General features: G+C 71.8%; 17 protein-coding genes. 2 read left to right on the plus strand and 15 right to left on the minus strand.

All coding sequences use genetic code 11. The annotated features are described in order from the left end of the window. Nucleotides 1-38 precede the first annotated feature (38 nt). The 3 genes from OG344_RS05010 to OG344_RS05020 all read right to left on the minus strand — a co-directional run bounded on the left by OG344_RS05010 (nt 39) and on the right by OG344_RS05020 (nt 1,639). Nucleotides 39-533, minus strand: coding sequence for a hypothetical protein (locus OG344_RS05010; protein WP_405087177.1), 495 nt, complete (start codon nt 531-533; stop codon nt 39-41). Nucleotides 534-714: 181 nt separating this feature from the next. Next, nucleotides 715-918, minus strand: a complete 204-nt coding sequence (locus tag OG344_RS05015) for a cold-shock protein (RefSeq protein WP_111701102.1) — start codon at nt 916-918, stop codon at nt 715-717. A gap of 547 nt (nt 919-1,465) precedes the next feature. After that, nucleotides 1,466-1,639, minus strand: coding sequence for a hypothetical protein (locus OG344_RS05020; RefSeq protein ID WP_405087178.1), 174 nt, complete (start codon nt 1,637-1,639; stop codon nt 1,466-1,468). Between the two features lie 217 nt (nt 1,640-1,856). On the opposite strand from OG344_RS05020, the gene rox reads away from it, so the two are divergent. Together rox and dpgD are read left to right on the plus strand one after the other, a co-directional pair. Next, nucleotides 1,857-3,284 carry a rifampin monooxygenase gene (gene rox / locus OG344_RS05025; RefSeq protein ID WP_405087179.1) on the plus strand — a complete coding sequence of 476 codons (1,428 nt, stop codon included), beginning with the start codon at nt 1,857-1,859 and terminating at the stop codon, nt 3,282-3,284. A 258-nt stretch (nt 3,285-3,542) separates the two neighbouring features. Beyond that, on the plus strand, nt 3,543-4,379 hold the full coding sequence (gene dpgD / locus OG344_RS05030) for an enoyl-CoA-hydratase DpgD (RefSeq protein ID WP_405087180.1): 837 nt from the start codon (nt 3,543-3,545) through the stop codon (nt 4,377-4,379). 238 nt (nt 4,380-4,617) lie between these two features. Here the strand turns inward: dpgD and OG344_RS05035 are convergent, their stop codons facing one another. From OG344_RS05035 to OG344_RS05090, 12 genes are all read right to left on the minus strand, one after another. Then, entirely contained in the window at nt 4,618-5,934 is a 1,317-nt protein-coding gene (locus OG344_RS05035; RefSeq protein WP_405087181.1) for a cation:proton antiporter, read from the minus strand. A gap of 72 nt (nt 5,935-6,006) precedes the next feature. Next, nucleotides 6,007-7,428, minus strand: coding sequence for an acyl-CoA carboxylase subunit beta (locus tag OG344_RS05040; protein WP_405087182.1), 1,422 nt, complete (start codon nt 7,426-7,428; stop codon nt 6,007-6,009). Continuing rightward, the gene (locus tag OG344_RS05045) at nt 7,415-9,898 is read right to left on the minus strand and encodes an aminotransferase class I/II-fold pyridoxal phosphate-dependent enzyme (protein ID WP_405087183.1); all 2,484 of its coding nucleotides are present in this window, start codon (nt 9,896-9,898) and stop codon (nt 7,415-7,417) included. Before OG344_RS05045 ends, OG344_RS05040 begins: the two co-directional genes overlap by 14 nt. A 44-nt stretch (nt 9,899-9,942) precedes the next feature. Continuing rightward, nucleotides 9,943-11,106 carry a prephenate dehydrogenase gene (locus tag OG344_RS05050; RefSeq protein ID WP_405087184.1) on the minus strand — a complete coding sequence of 388 codons (1,164 nt, stop codon included), beginning with the start codon at nt 11,104-11,106 and terminating at the stop codon, nt 9,943-9,945. Next, nucleotides 11,103-11,471, minus strand: a complete 369-nt coding sequence (gene aroH / locus OG344_RS05055; protein WP_405087185.1) for a chorismate mutase — start codon at nt 11,469-11,471, stop codon at nt 11,103-11,105. Before aroH ends, OG344_RS05050 begins: the two co-directional genes overlap by 4 nt. Nucleotides 11,472-11,473: 2 nt before the next feature. Then, on the minus strand, nt 11,474-12,550 hold the full coding sequence (hppD, locus tag OG344_RS05060; protein ID WP_405087186.1) for a 4-hydroxyphenylpyruvate dioxygenase: 1,077 nt from the start codon (nt 12,548-12,550) through the stop codon (nt 11,474-11,476). A 116-nt stretch (nt 12,551-12,666) separates the two neighbouring features. Then, the gene (locus OG344_RS05065) at nt 12,667-13,530 is read right to left on the minus strand and encodes a ParB/RepB/Spo0J family partition protein (protein WP_405087187.1); all 864 of its coding nucleotides are present in this window, start codon (nt 13,528-13,530) and stop codon (nt 12,667-12,669) included. Between the two features lie 447 nt (nt 13,531-13,977). Then, complete coding sequence (locus OG344_RS05070) at nt 13,978-14,955, minus strand: streptomycin biosynthesis regulator (RefSeq protein WP_405087188.1); 978 nt, start codon at nt 14,953-14,955, stop codon at nt 13,978-13,980. 480 nt (nt 14,956-15,435) lie between these two features. After that, nucleotides 15,436-16,626, minus strand: a complete 1,191-nt coding sequence (locus OG344_RS05075; protein WP_405089045.1) for an ABC transporter permease — start codon at nt 16,624-16,626, stop codon at nt 15,436-15,438. A gap of 5 nt (nt 16,627-16,631) precedes the next feature. Next, the gene (locus OG344_RS05080; RefSeq protein WP_327048094.1) at nt 16,632-17,384 is read right to left on the minus strand and encodes an ABC transporter ATP-binding protein; all 753 of its coding nucleotides are present in this window, start codon (nt 17,382-17,384) and stop codon (nt 16,632-16,634) included. Further along, on the minus strand, nt 17,381-18,532 hold the full coding sequence (locus OG344_RS05085; protein ID WP_405087189.1) for a peptidoglycan-binding protein: 1,152 nt from the start codon (nt 18,530-18,532) through the stop codon (nt 17,381-17,383). The genes OG344_RS05080 and OG344_RS05085 overlap by 4 nt, the downstream gene beginning before the upstream one ends. Beyond that, nucleotides 18,529-19,206, minus strand: a complete 678-nt coding sequence (locus OG344_RS05090) for a hypothetical protein (RefSeq protein ID WP_327048096.1) — start codon at nt 19,204-19,206, stop codon at nt 18,529-18,531. The genes OG344_RS05085 and OG344_RS05090 overlap by 4 nt, the downstream gene beginning before the upstream one ends. Nucleotides 19,207-19,299: the final 93 nt, after the last annotated feature.

The following is a 19,299-nucleotide window of genomic DNA, read 5'->3' on the forward strand; positions in this document are numbered from 1 at the left end:
CTTGAGCGAACCACAGTTGACTCAACCGTACTTCACCATCACTGTCGGTTCGCTCGCACGCGCCGGGAGCCGACGGACATGGCGACGGCACCGGCAGCGCAGGCGATGGCGGCGAGCAGCGGTGGTGCCCATGGAGTGGGGCCGCTGACGTAGTCCGGTTGGCTGCCCGCGCTCACGTCCGCCGGTGTGAACGGCCCTGGACGTTCGTCCACGAACACCACCAGGTTGACCACCGCAATGACGCCGAGGAGTGAGGCGCCGGCCATCCCTGTGCGCCACCACAGCCACGAGAGGCCAGACGCTGACAGGGCGAGCAGCGGCAGGACACCCGCCACGAGGAGATCGAGCGCGAGCAGGTGGCGTGCGTCGACCCCGACGAAATGCCCGGCGAAAGAGACGAGCGGCAGGTAGCCGACGCCGCCGCGCGTGGTCAGGGCCATCAGCACGGCCGGCACCGCTGAGACGACCACCGCCAGGGCCATCCACGGCCACACCCGGCGACCGGCCCGGTCTCGTCCCGCCTTCCCGATCACCAGCGAATCGTACGGGACCGCCGCAGTGAGGGCTTGCCCTCACGGTGCCGCTTCACCGGCTCCGAGACGGCTCCTCCGCGAATGACGAAGGCCCCGGAACTCCGCGAGGAGCCGGGGCCTGAAGCCGTCGGACGGCGGGCCTCACATCAGTGGGCCCGGCATCGGCGGTGTGAAACGCTGCTTAGAGCGGCCGAACCTGCTCGGCCTGCGGGCCCTTGGCCCCCTGGCCGGCGGTGTACTCGACCCGCTGGTTCTCCTCCAGCGAGCGGTAGCCGCGGCTGTCGATGGCCGAGTAGTGGACGAAGACGTCCGGAGTGCCGTCGTCGGGGGCGATGAAGCCGAAGCCCTTCTCGGCGTTGAACCACTTGACGGTTCCCTGGGCCATACTGCTTTCTCCTTCATGAGACGATCTCGAGAGGCCACGGGTGTGATCCCTCGGGCTGCTGCGACCGACCGCCTCGGGAAAGCCTCGGCTCCGTACGGCAACGCCCGCTGTCACTACTCAGCAAGCGCTTCAACGCATACTGGTACTTCGACACAACCTCTGGTTCCGACACTACACGCCACACCCCGGTTCTCGCGCCCCTGTTCCGCAAAACCTGTATGCGCCACGCGGGCCGTGCCCGTCCACCGGTCGGAGGCGCGCCGGGCGTCCACCGGTTACGGTCACCCCGTGACCTCTTCCTACTCCGCCTTCCTGCAAGAGGACATGACCACCGGCATTTTCGGTCACCCATGGGAGTAGACCCTCTGCGTCTTCGGCGAGCCGACGGCCGGCTCCTTGGTGACACTTCTCACGTCCTGGCTGCCGGTCAGACGAGCATCGCCCGCCACGGCAGGGCCCTGACCGACCTCTACGCGCCGTACGAGCGGATCACGACGTGGCTCCAGCCCGCCCGACCCGACCCGGCCCGGCGGCCGGCGGCAGGCTGTCATCCGGCGTCCGGGGCCGACAGCGCGGCGATCTTGGCGGGGTTCATCATCCACAGCACCTGGTCGATGCCCTCGTCGGAGGCGTTGACGGTGAGCACCGTGAACACCTCACCGTCGCGGCGCAGCACGGCCGCCGCCTGCCCGTTGACGTCGGCCCACGATCTTGGGGACACATCTGATCCGCGGCATCGCCGGCAACGCGCTCGCCGGTGCCTGGGCCGGAGGCATGGGGTGACTCACCCGTGTGCTGGTGCGGGGGCGCGGATCGGGTTACTGATCTCCCCCGCCACTATCAAGCTATAGCGCACCGGGGGGCTTGCGGCAAGACCCCGGTCGTACCGCAGAATCACCGTCCGAACAGGGATCGGGACCTTGTCGAATGGGGGATTCATGATCGACGTGATCATCGCCGGTGGTGGGCCGACCGGCCTGATGCTGGCCGCCGAGCTGCGGCTGCACGGCGTGCGGGTGGTCGTGCTGGAGAAGGAGACGGAGCCGACCGGGTTCGTCCGCGCGCTGGGCCTGCACGTGCGCAGCATCGAGGTGCTTGACCAGCGCGGCCTGCTGGAGCGGTTCCTCCCGTACGGACGTAAGCATCCGGTCGGCGGGTTCTTCGCCGCCATCGAGAAGCCCTCGCCCGAACGGCTGGACACCGCGCACCCGTACGTCCTCGGCGTCCGGCAGACCATCACCGACCGCCTGCTGGGCGAACACGCCGCCGAGGTGGGCGCCGAGATCCGGCGCGGCCGCGGGCTGGCCGGGCTGAGCCAGGACGAGCACGGCGTGACCGCCGAGCTGGCCGACGGCACGCGGCTGCGCGCGCGTTACCTCGTCGGCTGCGACGGCGGCCGCAGCACGGTGCGCAGGCTGCTGGGCGTCGGCTTCCCCGGCGAGCCCACCAGGGTCGAGACGTTGCTCGGCGAGATGGAGGTGGGGGTGCCGCCGGAGACGGTGGCCGCCGTGGTGGCGGAGGTCCGCGCGACCCAGAAGCGGTTCGGGCTCGCGCCCTTCGACGAGGGGGTGTACCGCGTGGTCGTGCCCGCGGCGGGGGTGACCGAGGACCGCTCGGTCCCGCCGACCCTGGAGGACTTCAGGCAGCAGCTGCGGGCCGTCGCCGGCACCGACTTCGGCGTGCACTCCCCCCGCCGGCTCTCCCGCTTCGGCGACGCCACCCGGCTGGCCGACCGCTACCGGGCCGGCCGGGTGCTGCTGGCCGGCGACGCGGCGCACATCCATCCGCCGGTCGGCGGGCAGGGTCTCAACCTCGGCATCCAGGACGCGTTCAACCTCGGCTGGAAGCTGGCCGCCGAGATCGGCGGCTGGGCCCCGGAGGGGCTGCTGGACAGCTACGAGACCGAACGGCGCCCGGTGGCCGCCGCGGTGCTGGACAACGCCCGCGCGCAGATGGAGCTGATGTCCACCGAGCCGGGCGCCCAGGCGGTGCGCCGCCTGGTGTCGGAGCTGATGGACTTCGAGGACGTGAGACGGCGCCTGGCCGAGAAGATCGCCGCGATCGGGATCCGCTACGACTTCGGCGAGGGGCACGACCTGCTCGGCCGGCGGATGCGGGACGTGACGCTGAAGCGAGGACGCCTCTACGAGCTCACGCGCGGCGGCCGCGGGCTGCTGCTCGACCAGACCGGCCGGCTCTCGGTCGCCGGCTGGGCGGATCGGGTCGACCATGTCGTCGACGTCAGCGAGGAGCTGGAGGTGCCCGCCGTGCTGCTGCGGCCGGACGGTCACGTCGCATGGGCCGGCGAGGACCAGGCGGGCCTGCTCGACCGGCTGCCCAGGTGGTTCGGCGCGCCGCGCGACTGAAAGTGCGGCTGAGAGGGCGACTGAGGGGGCAAAGACAGCGCTGTCCAGACGACGGGAGATCGTCGCGTTGACTTCCCGGCGGCCGCCGGTTTCACTGAGATCCGCGCGGCCGCCCGCATTTTCCCATGTCAGACAGCCTTCGTGACGAGGCCGCGCCGGGCCGGCCGGGCCGCCGACACTCGGCGCGCGTTCCGCCGCCCGTGGACGATCCGACGTACGGCCGGGCGCTGATCGACGAGCCGGGAAGGGGGCGCGCCGATGGGCGAGGACAGGGCCTCGAACGGAAACAGTGCCGTGACGGGCGGGAACAGGGTGCGGTATGAGAAGCGGGAGCACGTGGCCTGGGTGACCATCGACCGGCCCGAGGTGCTGAACGCGCTCGACCTGAGGACCCACGAGGAACTGGCCGCGATCTGGGACGACGTGGAGGCCGACGACTCCGTACGGGTGGCCGTGCTGACCGGCGCCGGCGAGCGGGCGTTCTCCGTGGGGCAGGACCTGCGCGAGCGCGCGCGGCTCAACCGGCTGGGCGCGCCGGCGACGACGTTCGGCAGCCGCGGCCAGCCGGGCTGGCCGCGGCTCACCGAGCGCTTCGACATGACCACCCCGGTGATCGCGCGGGTCGACGGGTACGCCCTGGGCGGCGGCTTCGAGCTCGCCCTGGCCTGCGATCTCATCATCGCCTCCGACCGGTCGGTGTTCGGTCTGCCCGAGGCGCGGCTGGGACTGGTGCCCGGCGCGGGCGGGGCGTTCCGGCTGGCACGGCAGCTTCCGCTCAAGACGGCCATGGGCTACCTGCTCACCGGCCGCCGGATGACGGCCGATCTGGCTTTGCGGCACGGGCTCGTCAACGACGTCGTCCCGGCCGGGGATCTGGACGTGTGCGTCGCCGGGTGGCTCGACGACCTGCTGAGCTGCGCGCCGCTGTCGTTGCGCGCGATCAAGGAGGCGGTGCACAGCTCGCTCCATCTGCCGCTGGAGGCGGCCTTCGGCGCGGCGTACCCGTGGGAGGCCCGGCGGATGCGCAGCCGCGACGCGATCGAGGGCCCCGCGGCTTTCAGCGAGAAACGCAAGCCCGTGTGGAACGGTGCGTAGCCACACTCCGGGCCGGCGGACCGGACGGCCGGTGCGGAGGCCGTCCGGGCCCGCCTCATTGTTCGGGGCCCAGTGGCCGGGGCCCAGTGTTCGAGGGGTGCGCGGTCGGGGCTCGGTGGTCGGGGCTCGGTGGTCGGGGCTCGGTGGTCGGGGCTCAGTGGTCGGGGCTCAGTGGTCGGGGCTCAGTGGTCGGGGCTCAGTGGTCGGGGCTCAGTGGTCGGGGCTCAGTGGTCGGGGCTCAGTGTTCGAGGGGTGCGGGGTCGGCGTGCAGGGCCCGCAGGCGTTCCTCGGCCGTCTGCTCGATCCGCGACATCGCGGCGCGCAGGATCGGCGGCGCCATGATCGAGGTGATGATCGCGATGAGCACGATGATCGTGTAGAGTTCGTCGTTCAGCACGCCGAGCCGCAGCCCGACGCCCGCCACCACGATCTCCACCACCCCGCGGGCGTTCAGGCCCGCTCCGACGGCGACCCCCTCCCAGGAGGTCAGCCCCACCAGCCTGGCACCGGCGTACGCTCCGGCGAACTTGCCCAGGACGGCGATCACGAGCAGCACGAGCCCGAGCACGACGATCCCGGGATCGGCCAGGACCAGCAGGTCCACGTGGAGCCCGGCGGTGGCGAAGAACAGCGGGGCCAGGACGGCGAGCGTGACGGTGCGCAGCGGCGCGAGCCGGGCCGCCACGTCCTCTGAGCCGACCAGCAGCCCGCCGACGAACGCGCCGAAGACGGCGTCCATGCCGAGCACGTGCGCGGCCGCCGCGCAGCACAGGGTGACGGCGATCGTGACGACGATCACCGGCCCCGCCTCGGCGGACCGCATCGCCAGGCGTACGGCCAGCCGGGTCAGCGGACGGCCCGCCAGCCAGGCCAGCGCGGCGAAGGCGCAGGGATACAGGAGTGCCACGGCGTCGCCGCCGCCCAGCCCGGCCGTCACCATGACGGACGCGAACGACAGCAGCACCCACCCGGCGACGTCGTCCAGGGCCGCCGCCATGAGCGTGAGCTGCCCCACGTTGCGGTGGAACAGCTTCATGTCCATGAGGATCTTCGCGGTGACGGGCAACGCGCTGATGCCTATCGCCACGCCGAGGAACAGCGCCGCCGTGGGGCGGTCGGCGCCCGTGGGCAGTTGCCGCTCCGGCATCAGCCAGCCGGCGAGCACACCCAGCGAAAGCGGCACGACCAGCGCCAGGATCCCGACGCGCAGCGCCGCGCGGCCCTTGCGGCGGAAGAGCGCGCCGTCGATGCCGACGCCGGTCAGGCCGATCAGCAGCAGCACGCCGGTCTGGGCGAGCCCGCCGAAGAGACCCGTCTTGTCGGCGCCCTGTGGCAGGAGCCAGTGCGACAGCGCGGGCGCGGCATGGCCCAGCACCGAAGGGCCGAGCAGCACACCGACGCACAGCTCGCCGACGATGGCGGGCAGGCCCAGCCGGACGGCGACGCGCCCGAGCACCATGGCCGACGTCAGCAGGACGACGACCTGGAGGAGGAAGGCGAGCACCGGGTCGGGGCCCGCCGCCTCCGCGGCCGTCACCACGACTGTTCCGGACATTGCGGTCTCCTGAGGGTTGCCGTGGTTGCCGAGGTCGGTGGCGGGTGTCGGTGGCGGGTGTCGGTGGCGGGGTCAGAGCGGGATGTTGCCGTGCGCGCCACGGGCGGGGGTGGCCCGGGCCAGGGCTCCGACGATGGCGGTCCGGGTCGTGGCCGGGTCGATGACCTCGTCGACCACGCCGAGCTCCACGGCGCGGCCGAGGCCGCCGACCTCCTTCTCGTGCTCCTCGGCCAGGCGCCGCTCCAGTTCCGGGCGTTCCTCCTCGGAGACCGCGGCGAGGTCGCGCCGCCTGAGGATCCGCACGGCCGCGACCGGGCCCATCACCGCGATGACCGCCCTGGGCCAGGCGAGCACCCGGGTGGCGCCCAATGCGCGGGAGTTCATGGCGATATAGGCGCCGCCGTACGCCTTGCCGGTGAGCAGGGTCACCCTCGGCACGGACGCCTCGGCGAAGGCGTGCAGCAGCTTGGCGCCCCGCCTGACCACCCCGTTGTGCTCCTGGCCGACGCCGGGCAGGTAGCCGGGGACGTCCACCAGCACCAGCAGCGGCACCCCGAAGGCATCACACATCCGGACGAAGCGGGCGGCCTTCTCGGCGGAGGCGGCGTCGAGGCAGCCGCCGAGTTTGAGCGGGTTGTTGGCGACGACCCCGATCGTGCGGCCGCCCAGACGGCCGAGGGTGGTGACGATGTTGGGCGCCCATCTGCGGTGCAACTCGACCTCGGTCCCCTCGTCGAGGACAGCCCGGATCAGCGGGTGAACGTCGTAGGCGCGGCGCGGATTGTCGGGCAGGGCCACCGGAAACGCCGTCTCCTCCACGGCGCGCATCCGTCCCTGGTGCCCGAGCAGGACCGCGAGCTGACGGGCCCGAGTCATCGCCTCGGCCTCGGACTCCGTCACCACGTGGACGACGCCGCTGCGCCTGCCGTGCGGCTCCGGGCCGCCCAGGGCGGCTGTGTCGATCTCCTCGCCGGTGACGCTGCGGACCACGTCGGGACCGGTGACGAAGATCCGCCCGGTGTCGGCGAGGATCACCAGGTCGGTCAGCGCCGGCCCGTACGCCGCGCCTCCGGCCGCCGCGCCGACGACGACGGAGATCTGCGGGACGACGCCCGAGTTCCGGGTCATCACCTCGAAGACGCGGCCCACCGCGTGCAGCGACTCGACGCCCTCGGCCAGCCGGGCGCCGCCGGAGTGCCAGACGCCGATCACGGGCAGCCGCTCGCGGGCGGCGAGGTCGTAGGCGCGCACGATGTGCTCGCAGCCCTGGCCGCCCATCGCGCCGCCCTGCACGCGGGCGTCGCTGCAGAACGCGACCACCGGCACGCCCTCGATCCGGCCGCGTACGGCGCACACGCCCGACTGGTCCGGCGGAGCGATCGGCCGCAGCGGGCCCTCGTCGAGGAGCGTGGCGAGCCGGGCCAGCGGGTCGCGGGGGTCGGCCGCCTGGCCGGGAGCCGGGCGGGCGGCGACCCCGTTGTCAACGACGCTCATCCGCGTGCCTCTCCGCCGCGATGAACTCCGCCAGCCGGGCGACGCCCTCCTCGATCTCCTCGTGGGTGAGATAGCTGGTGGACAGCCGGATGGTGTGCTCGCCCCCGCCCTGCGGATAGAAGTACGACATCGGCGTCCAGATGACCCCGAAGTCCTGCGCGGAGCGGGCCAGCGCCGCGTTGCCCGCGCGGAAGGGGACGTGCAGGGCCAGGAAGAAGCCGCCGGTGGGAGAGTTCCAGCGCACTCCCGGCACCCCGGCGAAGCGGCGTTCCAGGCAGGCGAGTGTGTGCCGCATGGCGTCCCCGTAGTATTCGGCGGTCTCGCGGTTGAGCTCGGAGACCCGCCCGTCGGCGGCGAGCAGCGCCCCGGCCACGGCGGCCTGGCTGAGCGGCGAGGTGTTGACGGTCACCATGCTCTTGATCTTGGCGAGCTCGTCGGCGAGCAGCACCGTGCGGCCGCCCGAGTCCACGACCTCCTGGTCGGCGACCGCGAAGCCGACCCGCGCGCCCGGGAACACCGACTTGGAATACGACCCGAGATGGACGACCCGGCGCCCGCGGTCGAGCGCCTTCAACGCCGGCACCCGGGCGCCCGGGCTGACCAGCCGGTAGGGGCTGTCCTCCAGGATCAGCAGGTCGTGCCGGGCGGCGAGGTCGATGAGCTCGTGCCGGGCCGCGAGCGGCATCGTCGTGCCGGAGGGGTTGGAGTGGTCGGGCACCACGTACACCGCCCGGGGGCGGCGGCCCCGGGCCCGCTCGGCCAGGACCGCGGCCTCCAGGTCGGCGCAGGACAGCCCGTCCTCGCGCTCCTCGACCGCGGTCAGCTCGACGTCCAGCAGCAGCGCCGCCCCGGTGATGCCCACGTAGCACGGGCTGGAGACGATCAGCACGTCGTCCGGGCCGGAGATGAGCGCCCGCAGCGCCAGGAACATCGCCTCCTGGCAGCCGACGGTGACCACGATCGACTCGGGCGGGACGTCGATGCCCTCGTCGGCCCGGAGCGACCGCGCGATGATCTCGCGGATGCGGCCGGCCGAGGGGCCGTACTGGAAGACGGCGTCCCTGACCTGCTCCGGCGTCGCGCCCTGCGCGGCGAGATGGTCCAGGTACGCACGGATCTGGGAGAAGATCTGCTCGGTCTCGAAGAACCCCGCGTACGGCCGGCCGGGAGCGAACGAGATCGCCTCGGGATAGCGGCTCGTCACCTCGTTCAGGAAGTTCATCGTGTCCATGACGGGGTCGGAGACGCTGGAGTGCAGATCGCCCCGCCACAGCCCGCTTCCCGCCGGGGGCACGGTTCCCGCCGGCGCCGTTTCCATCGGCACAGTTCCCGGCAGTGGCGCGGTGCCCGGCGGCGCCGCGATCTCCGTGGGTTCCGGGCTCGGGCGGGCGGCGCCGGGCCGCACCAGCTCGGGCCCCGCCCCGGCGACCGTGCCGGTCCCGGTCAGCGTCATGGCGTCGCGCAGTTCCTCCAGGAGGATCGTGAGCACGCGGGCCACGCCCTCCTCCCGGGCGACCGCGAGGCCGTGCAGCACGGGACGGCCGAGCAGCACCGCGTCGGCGCCGAGCGCGAGGGCGGCCAGCACGTCGCGGCCCCGGCGGACGCCGCCGTCGAGCAGCACGGGCACCCGCCCGGCCACGGCCGCGGTGATCTCGGGCAGCACCTCGACGCCGGCCGGGACGCCGTCGAGCTGGCGTCCGCCGTGGTTGGAGACCACGATGCCGTCGGCTCCGGCCCCGATCGCGCGTTCGGCGTCGGCGGCCGTCAGGATGCCCTTCAGCAGGATCGGCAGCCGGCTGACCGAGCGCAGCCAGGCCACCACCGACCAGTCCAGGCCGGGGTCGAACTCCGCGCCGGCGTGCCCGGCGGGCGAGGTGAAGCCGTCCCGGCCCGGGTCGGCGGCGTAGAGGTTGGCGGGGAAGACGGACGCGGGCACCCGGAACCCGTTCCGCTCGTCGCGGAGGCGCCGTCCGAGGTGGGGCGCGTCGACGGTGAGGACGAGCGTCCCGAACCCCGCCCGCTCGGCGCGCTCGACGACGCGGCGGGTGAGCTCCCGGTCACGCAGGCAGTACACCTGAAGCCAGAGCGGGACGTCCGCCTCGGCGGCCACGTCCTCGACCGTGCGCCCGGCCATCATGCTGACGATCACCGGCACCCGGGCCGCCGCCGCCGTGCCGCGCACGGTGGCCACCTCGCCCAGGGGGTGCGCCATCGTCTGCAGGGCCAGCGGGGCGATCGCGACCGGCGCGTCCCACGTCTCGCCGAGGATCTTGACCGTGGTCTCCGGCCGGTGCACGCCGCGCAGCACCGACGGGTTCAGGCGCAGCCGGTCGAACGCCTCGGTGTTGGCGGCGAGCGTGCTCTCCTCGCCCGCGCCGCCTTCCCAGAAGTCCCAGACCGGGGGATCGACCAGTCTCCGGGCGAGCTCGCGGTAGTCCCTGAGCGTCACGGGGGCGTTGTTCGCAGACATCTCGGGTGTCCCTCCGACTGGATACGGTGCGGTGCGGCGGCCGCTCAATCGGCCTCCCCGACGGGGACGGACCATCCGCGGGCGCGCAGCTCCCGGGCCAGGTCCTGGGCCGACTCCGGCCGCACCGACAGCTCCACCAGGCCGACGGAGCGTCCGGGCGAGTGCTCGATCGCGACGTCCTCGATGTTGATCCCCGCCACTCCCGCGGCCTGGAAGAGCAGGGCGAGCTCGCCCGGCCGGTCGGCGACCAGGACGGGCACGGCGGTGTAGCGGCGGGGCCGCCCGCCGTGCTTGCCGGGGATCCGGCCGTGGCCGGCCACTCCCCTGGCGAGCAGATCGGCGACGGCGCCCTCCGTCTCTCCCTCACGCAGGCCGGCGGCGGCCGTGACGAGGTCGCGGGCGACCTCCTCCAGCAGGTCGGCGATCGGCCGCGCGTTGGCGCACAGGATGCCGAGCCACAGTTCGGGATCGCCGGCCGCGATCCTGGTCACGTCGCGGGCGCCCTGCCCGGTCAGCGACAGCACGCCGCCGGGCGCGCCGGCGAAACGGGCCGCCATCGCCGCGGACACCACGTGGGGGGTGTGGGAGATCAGGGCGACCGCCCGGTCGTGGTCGGCGGCGTCCATGACGACCGGTGTGGCGCCGCAGGCCAGGATGAGCGCGGTCGCCGCCTCAACGGCCTCCTCGCCGGTGTCGCGCGTGGGGCACAGCGCCCAGGGGCGGCCGAGGAAGAGGTCGGCCTGGGCGGCCAGCGGGCCGGAGCGCTCCCTGCCGCCCATGGGATGGCCGCCGACGTAGGTCGTCATGTCACAGCCGAGCCGTACGGCCTCGGCCATCGGGCGTTCCTTGACGCTCGCGACGTCGGTGTAGACGCGGGCGACGCCGCGTTTCTGCGCCTCCAGCAGGGCTGCGGGCACGGCCCCCGGCGGCACCGCCAGGATCGCCAGGTCGGCCGGCTCGAAGTCCGCCGGCCCGAACGACTCCAACGACCCCAACGGCTCGGACGGCTCGCGGGGCTCGTGCGGGCGGCCGTACAACGGCGTGCCGGCCCCCGCGTCCGCGGCCAGCCGGACGACGGCCGGGTCGCGGTCGGCCAGCAGCACCTCGGTGCCCCGCCCGCGCAGCGCGAGCGCGATCGAGGTGCCGATGAGGCCGGTGCCGATGACCGCGACCCGCCCCGGCGCGACCTTGGTCTCCACCCGGCTCACCGGCTCACCATCTCGGCTGCGTACGACGCCCGGGCGCCGCGCAGGTACACGTGCCGGAGCTCCGAGCGCGGGCGCTCCACGTCGACGTGCGCCAGCAGGCGGACGACGCGCGGCATGCCGCCGGGCACCGGTGGCTCGTGCGCGCACATCAGGGGCACCTCGTGCAGGCCGGTCAGGCGGGCGGCCCGCGCCGGGAACGCGGCGGTCAGGTCGGGGGTGGCGGTGAGGAACACGCTGACGACGTCGCCGGCCACGAGGCCGTTGCGGGTCAGCACGGTGGTGACGAGTTCGGCGGTCGCCCCGAGGATCGCCTCGCTCGCGTTCTCCCCGACCCGGATGGCGCCGCTGATCGCGTGGATGGTCATGATCAGATCCGGCCGGCCTCGTTCGCCGCCGACTGCCGGGAGACGGCCTCGTAGAGGGCCTTGATGTTGTTGCTGCCGAACGTCCGGGCGCCGCGGCGGTCGATCAGCTCGTAGAAGAGGGTCCCCCGGGGGTGCCGCGACTCGGTGAAGATCTGCAGCAGTACGCCCGAGTGGTCGCGGTCGGCCAGGATGTTCAGCTCGCGCAGGTCGTCGACGGGCACCTCGACGTCGCCCAGCCGTCCCGGCAGGTTGTCGTAGTAGGCCCCCGGTGTGGTGAGGAAGCGCACGCCCCGCTCGGAGCAGGTGCGCACGGCCGAGGCGATGTCGTCGGTGAGGAACGCGACGTGCTGGACGCCCGCCCCGTCGTGCGCGCGGACGAACGCGTCGATCTGCCCGGGCGCCCTCGTGGTGTCCGGCTCGATGACGGTGAGGGTCACCTGCCGGGAGACGCTCTGGACCACCTTGGAATCCATCGCCTGGGCGCCGACGATGATCCGTTCCTCGAAGGTCTGCTCGAACCCGAACACGTCCTGGTAGTGGCGGATCGTCGGGCCGAGTTCACCGGCGGGCACGCACACCGCGAAGTGGTCGATCGCGCGGAGAAGCCCGTCCGGGGAGGCGGCGGCGCCGGTCTCGACGATGGTGCCGGGGGCGAACGGCGCGCCGGGCGACTCACGCGAGGTGAAGCGGTGCTCGACGTCGCCGAACCCGGCCACGGAGGCGAAGGTGACGCGGGCGCCCTCCGGGCCGAACTCGGTGGGCGGGGCGACCGGCGCCGCCCCGCGTTCCACCGCCTTCGCGAACGCCTCCCGGGCGTCGGGCACGGCCAGGCCGATCACGGCGACGCCCTCGCCGTGCCGCCCGACGTACTCGGCGGCGCGGTGGCCGCCACCGATGGCGGAGGTCACCAGGACGGTGATGTCGCGCTGCCTGAGCAGGACCGAGCGGCAGTCCGGCAGGCCGGTCTGCGGCCCGCCGCGACCCGCCACGGTGAATCCGTAGGAATCGCGCAGACCGGCCGCGGCGCGTTCCGCGTCCTCGGCGAATAACTCGATGTGGTCGATCGAAAGAATGTCCACCGGCCGTCCCTCCGTCGCTGTACAAGTGTTTATGGAGCAGGCGGGGACAAATTTACTCGCATATTCGCCGCGACCCTGCGGCGTCCAACCGCGTATTTACCCGGCGGAGGCTCCGGTCAGGTCGTCTTCGACATTTTGCGTTCGAGCCGGGTGGCGCACTCCCGCCATCCCTCCGCGCATCCGCGCGCGAGTTGGACGATGATTTCCGCGCAGTGCGGCGGAATGCTGTCCACGATCTTGAGCCAGTCCTCCCGCGGAATGGTATGGATATTCAACAGGCGCAGGAGGTCGCGGCCGTTCTCGTTGAGACGCAGCGCCGGGTCGGCCTTCAGCCGGTCGACGATCGCCGCCGGCGGCTGTTCCAGGGCGCGCCGGGCGGCGGGCCGGTCCGCCGGTCCGATGGAGGGAGGCTCGTCCGGCACCGCACGGTTGTGCCGTCCCGCGGGCACCGGGCTCTCTCCCCTGTACATGCGCTTCCTGACGTCGCGCACGGTCTCGGGCGAGATGCCGGCGATCCTCGCGATGTGCCGGAAGGACAGGCTGGGATCCTTGGTCATCAGGTCGTAGGCCAGAGTGCGCCCCGAGACGCGGTTGATGGAGCGGACCCGGCCGTCCCTGCCGATCCTGGCCACGCAGGGCGACTCCGGCGCCGTACGCCTGCGCAGCTCGGAGATCGTCTTGGCCGACAGGCCGGTGGTCGAGGCGATCAGCCGGTCGGACCAGTCGGGATGTGATTCGATGATCTTTTCTGCGGCGCTCTTGCGGTCGGTCAGCGACAGCGGCAGGCCGTGGGCGACGTTCAGCCTGACGGACAGGACGAAGGCGTCGCCTTCCGGGCCGTCGAAGAACCGGGCGGGAATCGTCCGCCGCCCGCACAGCTGGGCGGCCCTGAGACGGTGCATGCCGTCGATGACCCGCATGGTGGGCCGGTGCACGACGATCGGCGGCAGGGGGCCGGTGGCGGCGGCCAGCAGTTCCACGTGTTCACGGCTCTCCCCCGAACTTCGCGGAGAACCCCCGATCGACAGCGAACTGATCTCGACTTCCACCGAACAGAAATCCGGATCCGGCGCGAACTGCAACGAGGACTCCTCACGGTCTGCTCACCTGTATGGGAAGCGGAACAGGTACCGGGGACGCCTGCGGTTATCCGCAGGCCAGAAAAAAAATATAACGATCGACGCGAAAACGGCCGAGACCTCGCATTCGGTCGCGCTCGCCGAGTGAATTCGAGCAGGCGGAAAAACGTCGGTTGGGCCGGCCCGGGCCGGCCCAACCGACGCTTCGACTCCGGGACGGGACCCCATACGCCCCGTGCATTCCCGGCACGAGACTTTCTACGGGATCAGGGGTTTCGATGAGGTATCGGCAGCCGGGCCGGGAATGAAACCGCGGCGAAACCGTGCGTGGTCTAGTCTAACCACGAGTCAGACGGTCTCCTCGACCCGTTCCTGGACGCACCGCGCGAACTCGTCCCAAATGTTTCCGCATTCGAAGGCAAGGGAGGCGACGATGTCACCCCAGTACGGCGGCACGCCTCCGAGGTACGGCGGCACGCGTTCACCCAGGCGTTTCCACCGCTCGACCTCCGCCAGGTGGACGCTCAGCAGTCTGAGTAACGCGCGGCCCGCCGGGCTGCCGATGAGTCCGGGATCGGAGCGCAATCGCTCGATTCCCTGGCGCAGTTCTCCGAGATCGTCGCGCGCGTCGGGATCGTCCACCGGAGGCGCCTGCGGCCTGGGCCGCCGGCCCGCCACCGGATCCTCCTGACGGCGCATTTTGTTTCTGACGTCCCGGGCCGTTTCCGGGGAGATCCCGGCCACCTTGGCGATCTGCCGTAACGACCATTCCGGATTTTCGGCGATCAGTTCCATCGCGATCCTGCGGCCCTCGGCGGCGTTCACCGAGCGCACCCGCCCGTCGCGGCCGATCCGGGCGTTCGGCGACAGGATCTCGGCGCCGGCCGCCCTTATCTCGGCCACCGTCTTCGCGCTGATTCCCGCGACCGAGGCGATATAGCGGTCCGACCAGTGCGGGCGGACCTTCAGTATGCGCTCGGCGGCGGCCTTGCGGTCGCTCAGTGAGAGGGGCAGCCCGTGCGCGGCGTTGGCGCGCACGGCGAGGACGAAGGCCTCCACCTCGTCTCCGTCGAACAGCCGCACGGCGATGTGGTCCGCGCCGCGCAGCCGGGCGGCGGCCAGACGGTGCGCGCCGTCGATGACACGCATCGTCGGGTAGTGCACCAGGATCGGCGGGAGCTCGTCGGGCACCGCGGCCAGTAGTAGGACATGTTCGCGATCTTCTCCGGATTTTCTGGGAGACAATCCCGCCACGAGGGAGTCCACCGCGACCATGGTCACCTGCCCCCCGTCGGCATCGATCAGCTGCTCCAGGTCACCGGTCATACCGTGCCTCCACAGTGTGGTGTCCCCGTTGGTTCAACCGGGCGACGAATCCCTGGTGAATCAAGCGCACGGTGCCCTTTTCAGGCGGTCGTTTCCTCTGTTTGAGGATGTCCGCCGTTACCGGCCCCGCTGACCCCGCTGCCGGCAATTGGACACCACGGCACCGGAAAAAGGTGCCTGGCGCTCTTGACAGGGACAACAGTCGGGGTGTGTAAGCGGATCACGCTCCCCGGCCCCCATTTCCGTTCGTGTCCCGTGCTTCTTCTTACTACAGATTCCGAGGTTTCAAAAAGGTTTCGCCCGATCATGTACCGCTATGTACGGACCGAAAACCATTACCACTGTCCACATCACCTGTCATACCCGCATAAAGGCGGCTTTCGTGTCCAACCGCCGAATTTCAGCGCTTGGACACCCGGGGCGAAGACGAGCGAGCCCGGCACCGCGGTCTCGCGGTGCCGGGCTGCGGGCGGGACTGGTTCAGACCGTTCTGAGTGCCTCGGTGGGCTGCATGCGGGCGGCGCGCAGCGCCGGCAGCAACCCGGCGACCGCGCCGATGAGGACGGCCGCGCCGAGCCCGCCTCCCCACGCGATCGGCGGCACGACTGTGGCCCACCCCTTGAGGAGGGCGTAGGCCGCGGTGACGGCGACGCCGAGCGCGACCCCGGCGATACCGCCCATGGCGGCCAGCAGGACCGCCTCGGCGAGGAACTGCAGGCGGATGTTGCCCCGGGTGGCCCCGAGCGAGCGCCGGAGCCCGATCTCCGAGCGCCGTTCGAGCACGGAGATGACCATGGTGTTGGCCACACCGATGCCACCGACGAGCAGGGCCACCGCCCCGAGTCCGAGGAACAGCCCGTTCAGCGCGGACTGGGCGACGGCGCGGGCCTCCAGCGCGGCGGAGGGCTGGCTGACGACGACCTCGTCGGCGTGCTCCGGGTAGGCGGTGGCGGCCAGCACCTGCTGCACGTCTTTGACCTGCTCGGTCTGGGCTCGGATGTATATCTTGGTCGGATGGCCGTCGAAGTGGAGGTACTTCTCGGCGGCCCCGTACCCGACCAGAACCGACTCGTTGATCTCCTGCACGAGGCTCGCCTTGCCGAGGATCCCGGCGATGTAGAACCACTGCCCGCCGACCCACAGCCGGGCACCCGGATGGATCTTCGCGATGCCCAGCCTCGCCGCGGCGGTCCAGCCGAGCACCACGACCGGCTGGTCGGCGGTCGCGGCGTTCAGGTACCTGCCCTGGGCCACCGTCATCCGCAGCGCGGCCGGCAGGCCGAGGCTCGCGGCGCTGACCGTGAGCGCGTTGGTGTTGACACTCGGGATGTAGGGCGAGCGGTAGACGCTGGCCGAGGTCTTGCCCGTGCTCTCGACCGAGTCGACCGGTCCGATCCTGGCGATCATCCCGGGCGCCTCGCGCGGGAGTTTCGCGTCCTTCCCGCTGAGCGTCTGGCCGGGGGTGACGGTGAGCAGGTTGGTGCCCAGCTTGTCGATCTCGGCGAGCAGCCCGGCCTGCGACGAGGCGGACAGCCCCAGCACCGCCACCATGGCGGCGACGCCGATCGAGATGCCAAGCGCGGAGAGCAGGGCCCGCATCCGCCGGGTCCGCAGGCCGACGGCGGCGGTCCTCGCGATGTCGGCCGGGTGCATCCGGGTGGAAGCCGTCATGGTGGTCACAGCAGGGCCTCCTCCTCGTCGGCGTTGACCTCGGCCACGATGTGACCGTCGAGCACCTCGATGCGGCGGCGCAGCCGCGCGGCCAGTGCCCGGTCATGAGTGATCATGACGATGGTCGCGCCCTCCCGGTTGAGCTCCTGGAGCAGGTCGAAGATCGCGCTTCCGGAGACGCTGTCGAGGTTGCCGGTGGGTTCGTCCGCCAGCACGATCGCGGGGTTGCCGACCAGGGCCCTGGCGATGGCCACCCGTTGCCGCTCTCCTCCGGAGAGCTGGGACGGGCGGTGGTGGAGGCGGTGGCCGAGGCCGACCCGTTCCAGCGCGGTCTGGGCCGCGGCGAGCCTGGACCGGTGCCGCACACCGCTGTACAGCAGCCCGTCGGCGACGTTCTCCAGCGCCGTGGCGTGCTCGGCGAGGAAGAACTGCTGGAACACGAAGCCGATCCGGGTCGCCCTGACCTGGGCCAGCGCGCGGTCGGACATGCGGGCCACGTCCTCCCCCACGATCCTGACCCGGCCGGACGTCGGGCGGTCGAGCGTGCCCATCACCTGCAGCAGGGTCGACTTGCCCGAGCCCGACGGGCCGACGATGGCCACCAGTTCGCCCCGCCGGATGGTGAAGGTGGCCTTGTCCAGGGCCACGACCGGCGACGCGCCCGGGTAGATCTTGGTCACGTTCTCGAGCTGGATGACCGGCTCACCGATGCGGGGCCGGTCGCCCACGGCCATCGTCCGCGCCTCCTGGCTGGTCATGACGCCGGCACCACCACGTTCTGGCCGACCTGCAGCCCCTCGCCCCGCACCTCGACCACCCCGGCGGCGTCGTCGAACAGGCCGACCTCCACCGGGATCAGGCGGTGCGAGCCGTTCGCCTCGACGACCTCCAGGGCGTAACCGCCGCCGGCCAGCGCGAGCAGCGCGTTCACCGGCACCGACAGCACGTCCTTCGCGGTGTCCGTGACGATCGACACCTGCACCGGCGCCTGGTCGAGCCGGCCGGTGTCCTTGGGCTTCTCCGGCCTGATGCGCACCGTGATGGTGGTGCTGTCGTCGTTCTTCTTCTCGGCCACCTTGCCGACCGAGGACACCTCGCCGGGAGTGGTCTTGCCGGTGGGCAGCGTGATGAGCACCTTGTCACCGGTCACGACGTCCGACTGCTGGTAGGCGTTGAGCGCGACCGTGACCTCACGGCGGGTGGAGGAGCCTTCGAGGACGACCGATCCGGGCATCGCGGCCGTGCCGCGCACCCCGGAGACCTTGGTGACCCTGATCTCGTCGGCCGGCAGGAACAGCGCCTGCCCGAGCGGCAGCGTGCCGGTCCGCTTCAGGCCCATCTTCTTCTGCAGCCGGACCAGGGCGTAGTAGGTCCGCGCGCCGAAGTAGTCGGACTTGGGGCTGAGCTTCTTCTTGCTCGCGTACTTCAGCGCCACGAGCGCGGCGTTGAGCTGCCGCACGTCGGCGCCCTCCATGCCCCACTTCAGCTCCCGGTACGCGGGGGTGACCGTGCCCTTCAGGAAGATCACCGGTTTGTTGTCCACCCGATAGAGCGGCTTGCCCTGACCGATGATGTCGCCGACGGCGGGAAGCCGGGTGACCGTGCCACTCGCCTTACCGACGATCTGGAGCTTGCCGACATAGCCGAGCGTGCCGTTCTCCATGGTCCTGGCCGACAGCGTGCCCTTGGTCACCTGGGCGAGCCCGGTCGGGGCGGTGCTCTGGATCGTTCCGGTGGCCGCCTGGCGGTCGAACGGCCTGACGACGGCGACCGTCACGCCGGCCGCCGCGACGACGGTGACGACGACGATCGCGGTGCGCCATCCCCTCCGCCCGCGGGGCGCGGGCGGAAGGGGAGCGGGGGGACTGACGTCGGCGGCCTGCCTCGGCACCTCGGTGGTGCTCACGAACCGGCCCCGCCCTGCACCGCGGGACCGCCGGGGCCACCGGGACCGGGCTGCTGCCTGAGGTTCTGCGGCTGGTACTTCGCGCACGCCTCCGACGCCTGCCGGAACTGCGGCGACTGCGGGTCGATGCCGCTGTCCTGCATGAAGGCGAAGCCGCCGTTCTTGTCGGGGTCGGGGAACTTCGGCAGGCCGTTCTCACGCATGCACTGGGCGTACTTGAGCTTGTCGGCGGTGGGCCAGCCGGCGTTCGGGTCGGCGTCGTTCTTGGCGTCGATGCGCGGGCCGGAGGGGAGGTACTGCTTGCACTTCTCCTCGGCCTTCTTGAACTCCGGAGACTGCGGGTCGATGTCGCCGCCCTCGGGGAAGGCGATGCCGCCGCCGGGCTTGGGGTCGGGGAACTTCGGGATGCCGTTGTGACGCATGCAGTTGGCGTACGCCACGATGTCTCCCGACCCCGAGGGCTGGGCGCCTCCGCCGTTGCCGCCCGCGGTGTCGCCACCGCCGGTGGCGGCGTCGGAGGTGACTCTGGCCACGGCGCGGGCCTCGGGCTCGCCTCCCGTGCAGGCGGTGGAGAGCAGGGCGACGGCCGCGGCGGCCAGGACGACCGGGACAGTCCGGTAGAGATGCCTATTCAGCTCGTTTCGCCGATGGGCACGGCCAACAATAGGGGACATTTCATCCTCCATAACTCGCGAGGTTTTCCACTGACCTCCTTTCTATCGGGTAAGCGGTTTCGACAGGGTTTCGTAAGGCGAGGTAAAAGCCCC

This window comes from Microbispora sp. NBC_01389 (assembly GCF_045040095.1).
Taxonomy (GTDB): domain Bacteria; phylum Actinomycetota; class Actinomycetes; order Streptosporangiales; family Streptosporangiaceae; genus Microbispora.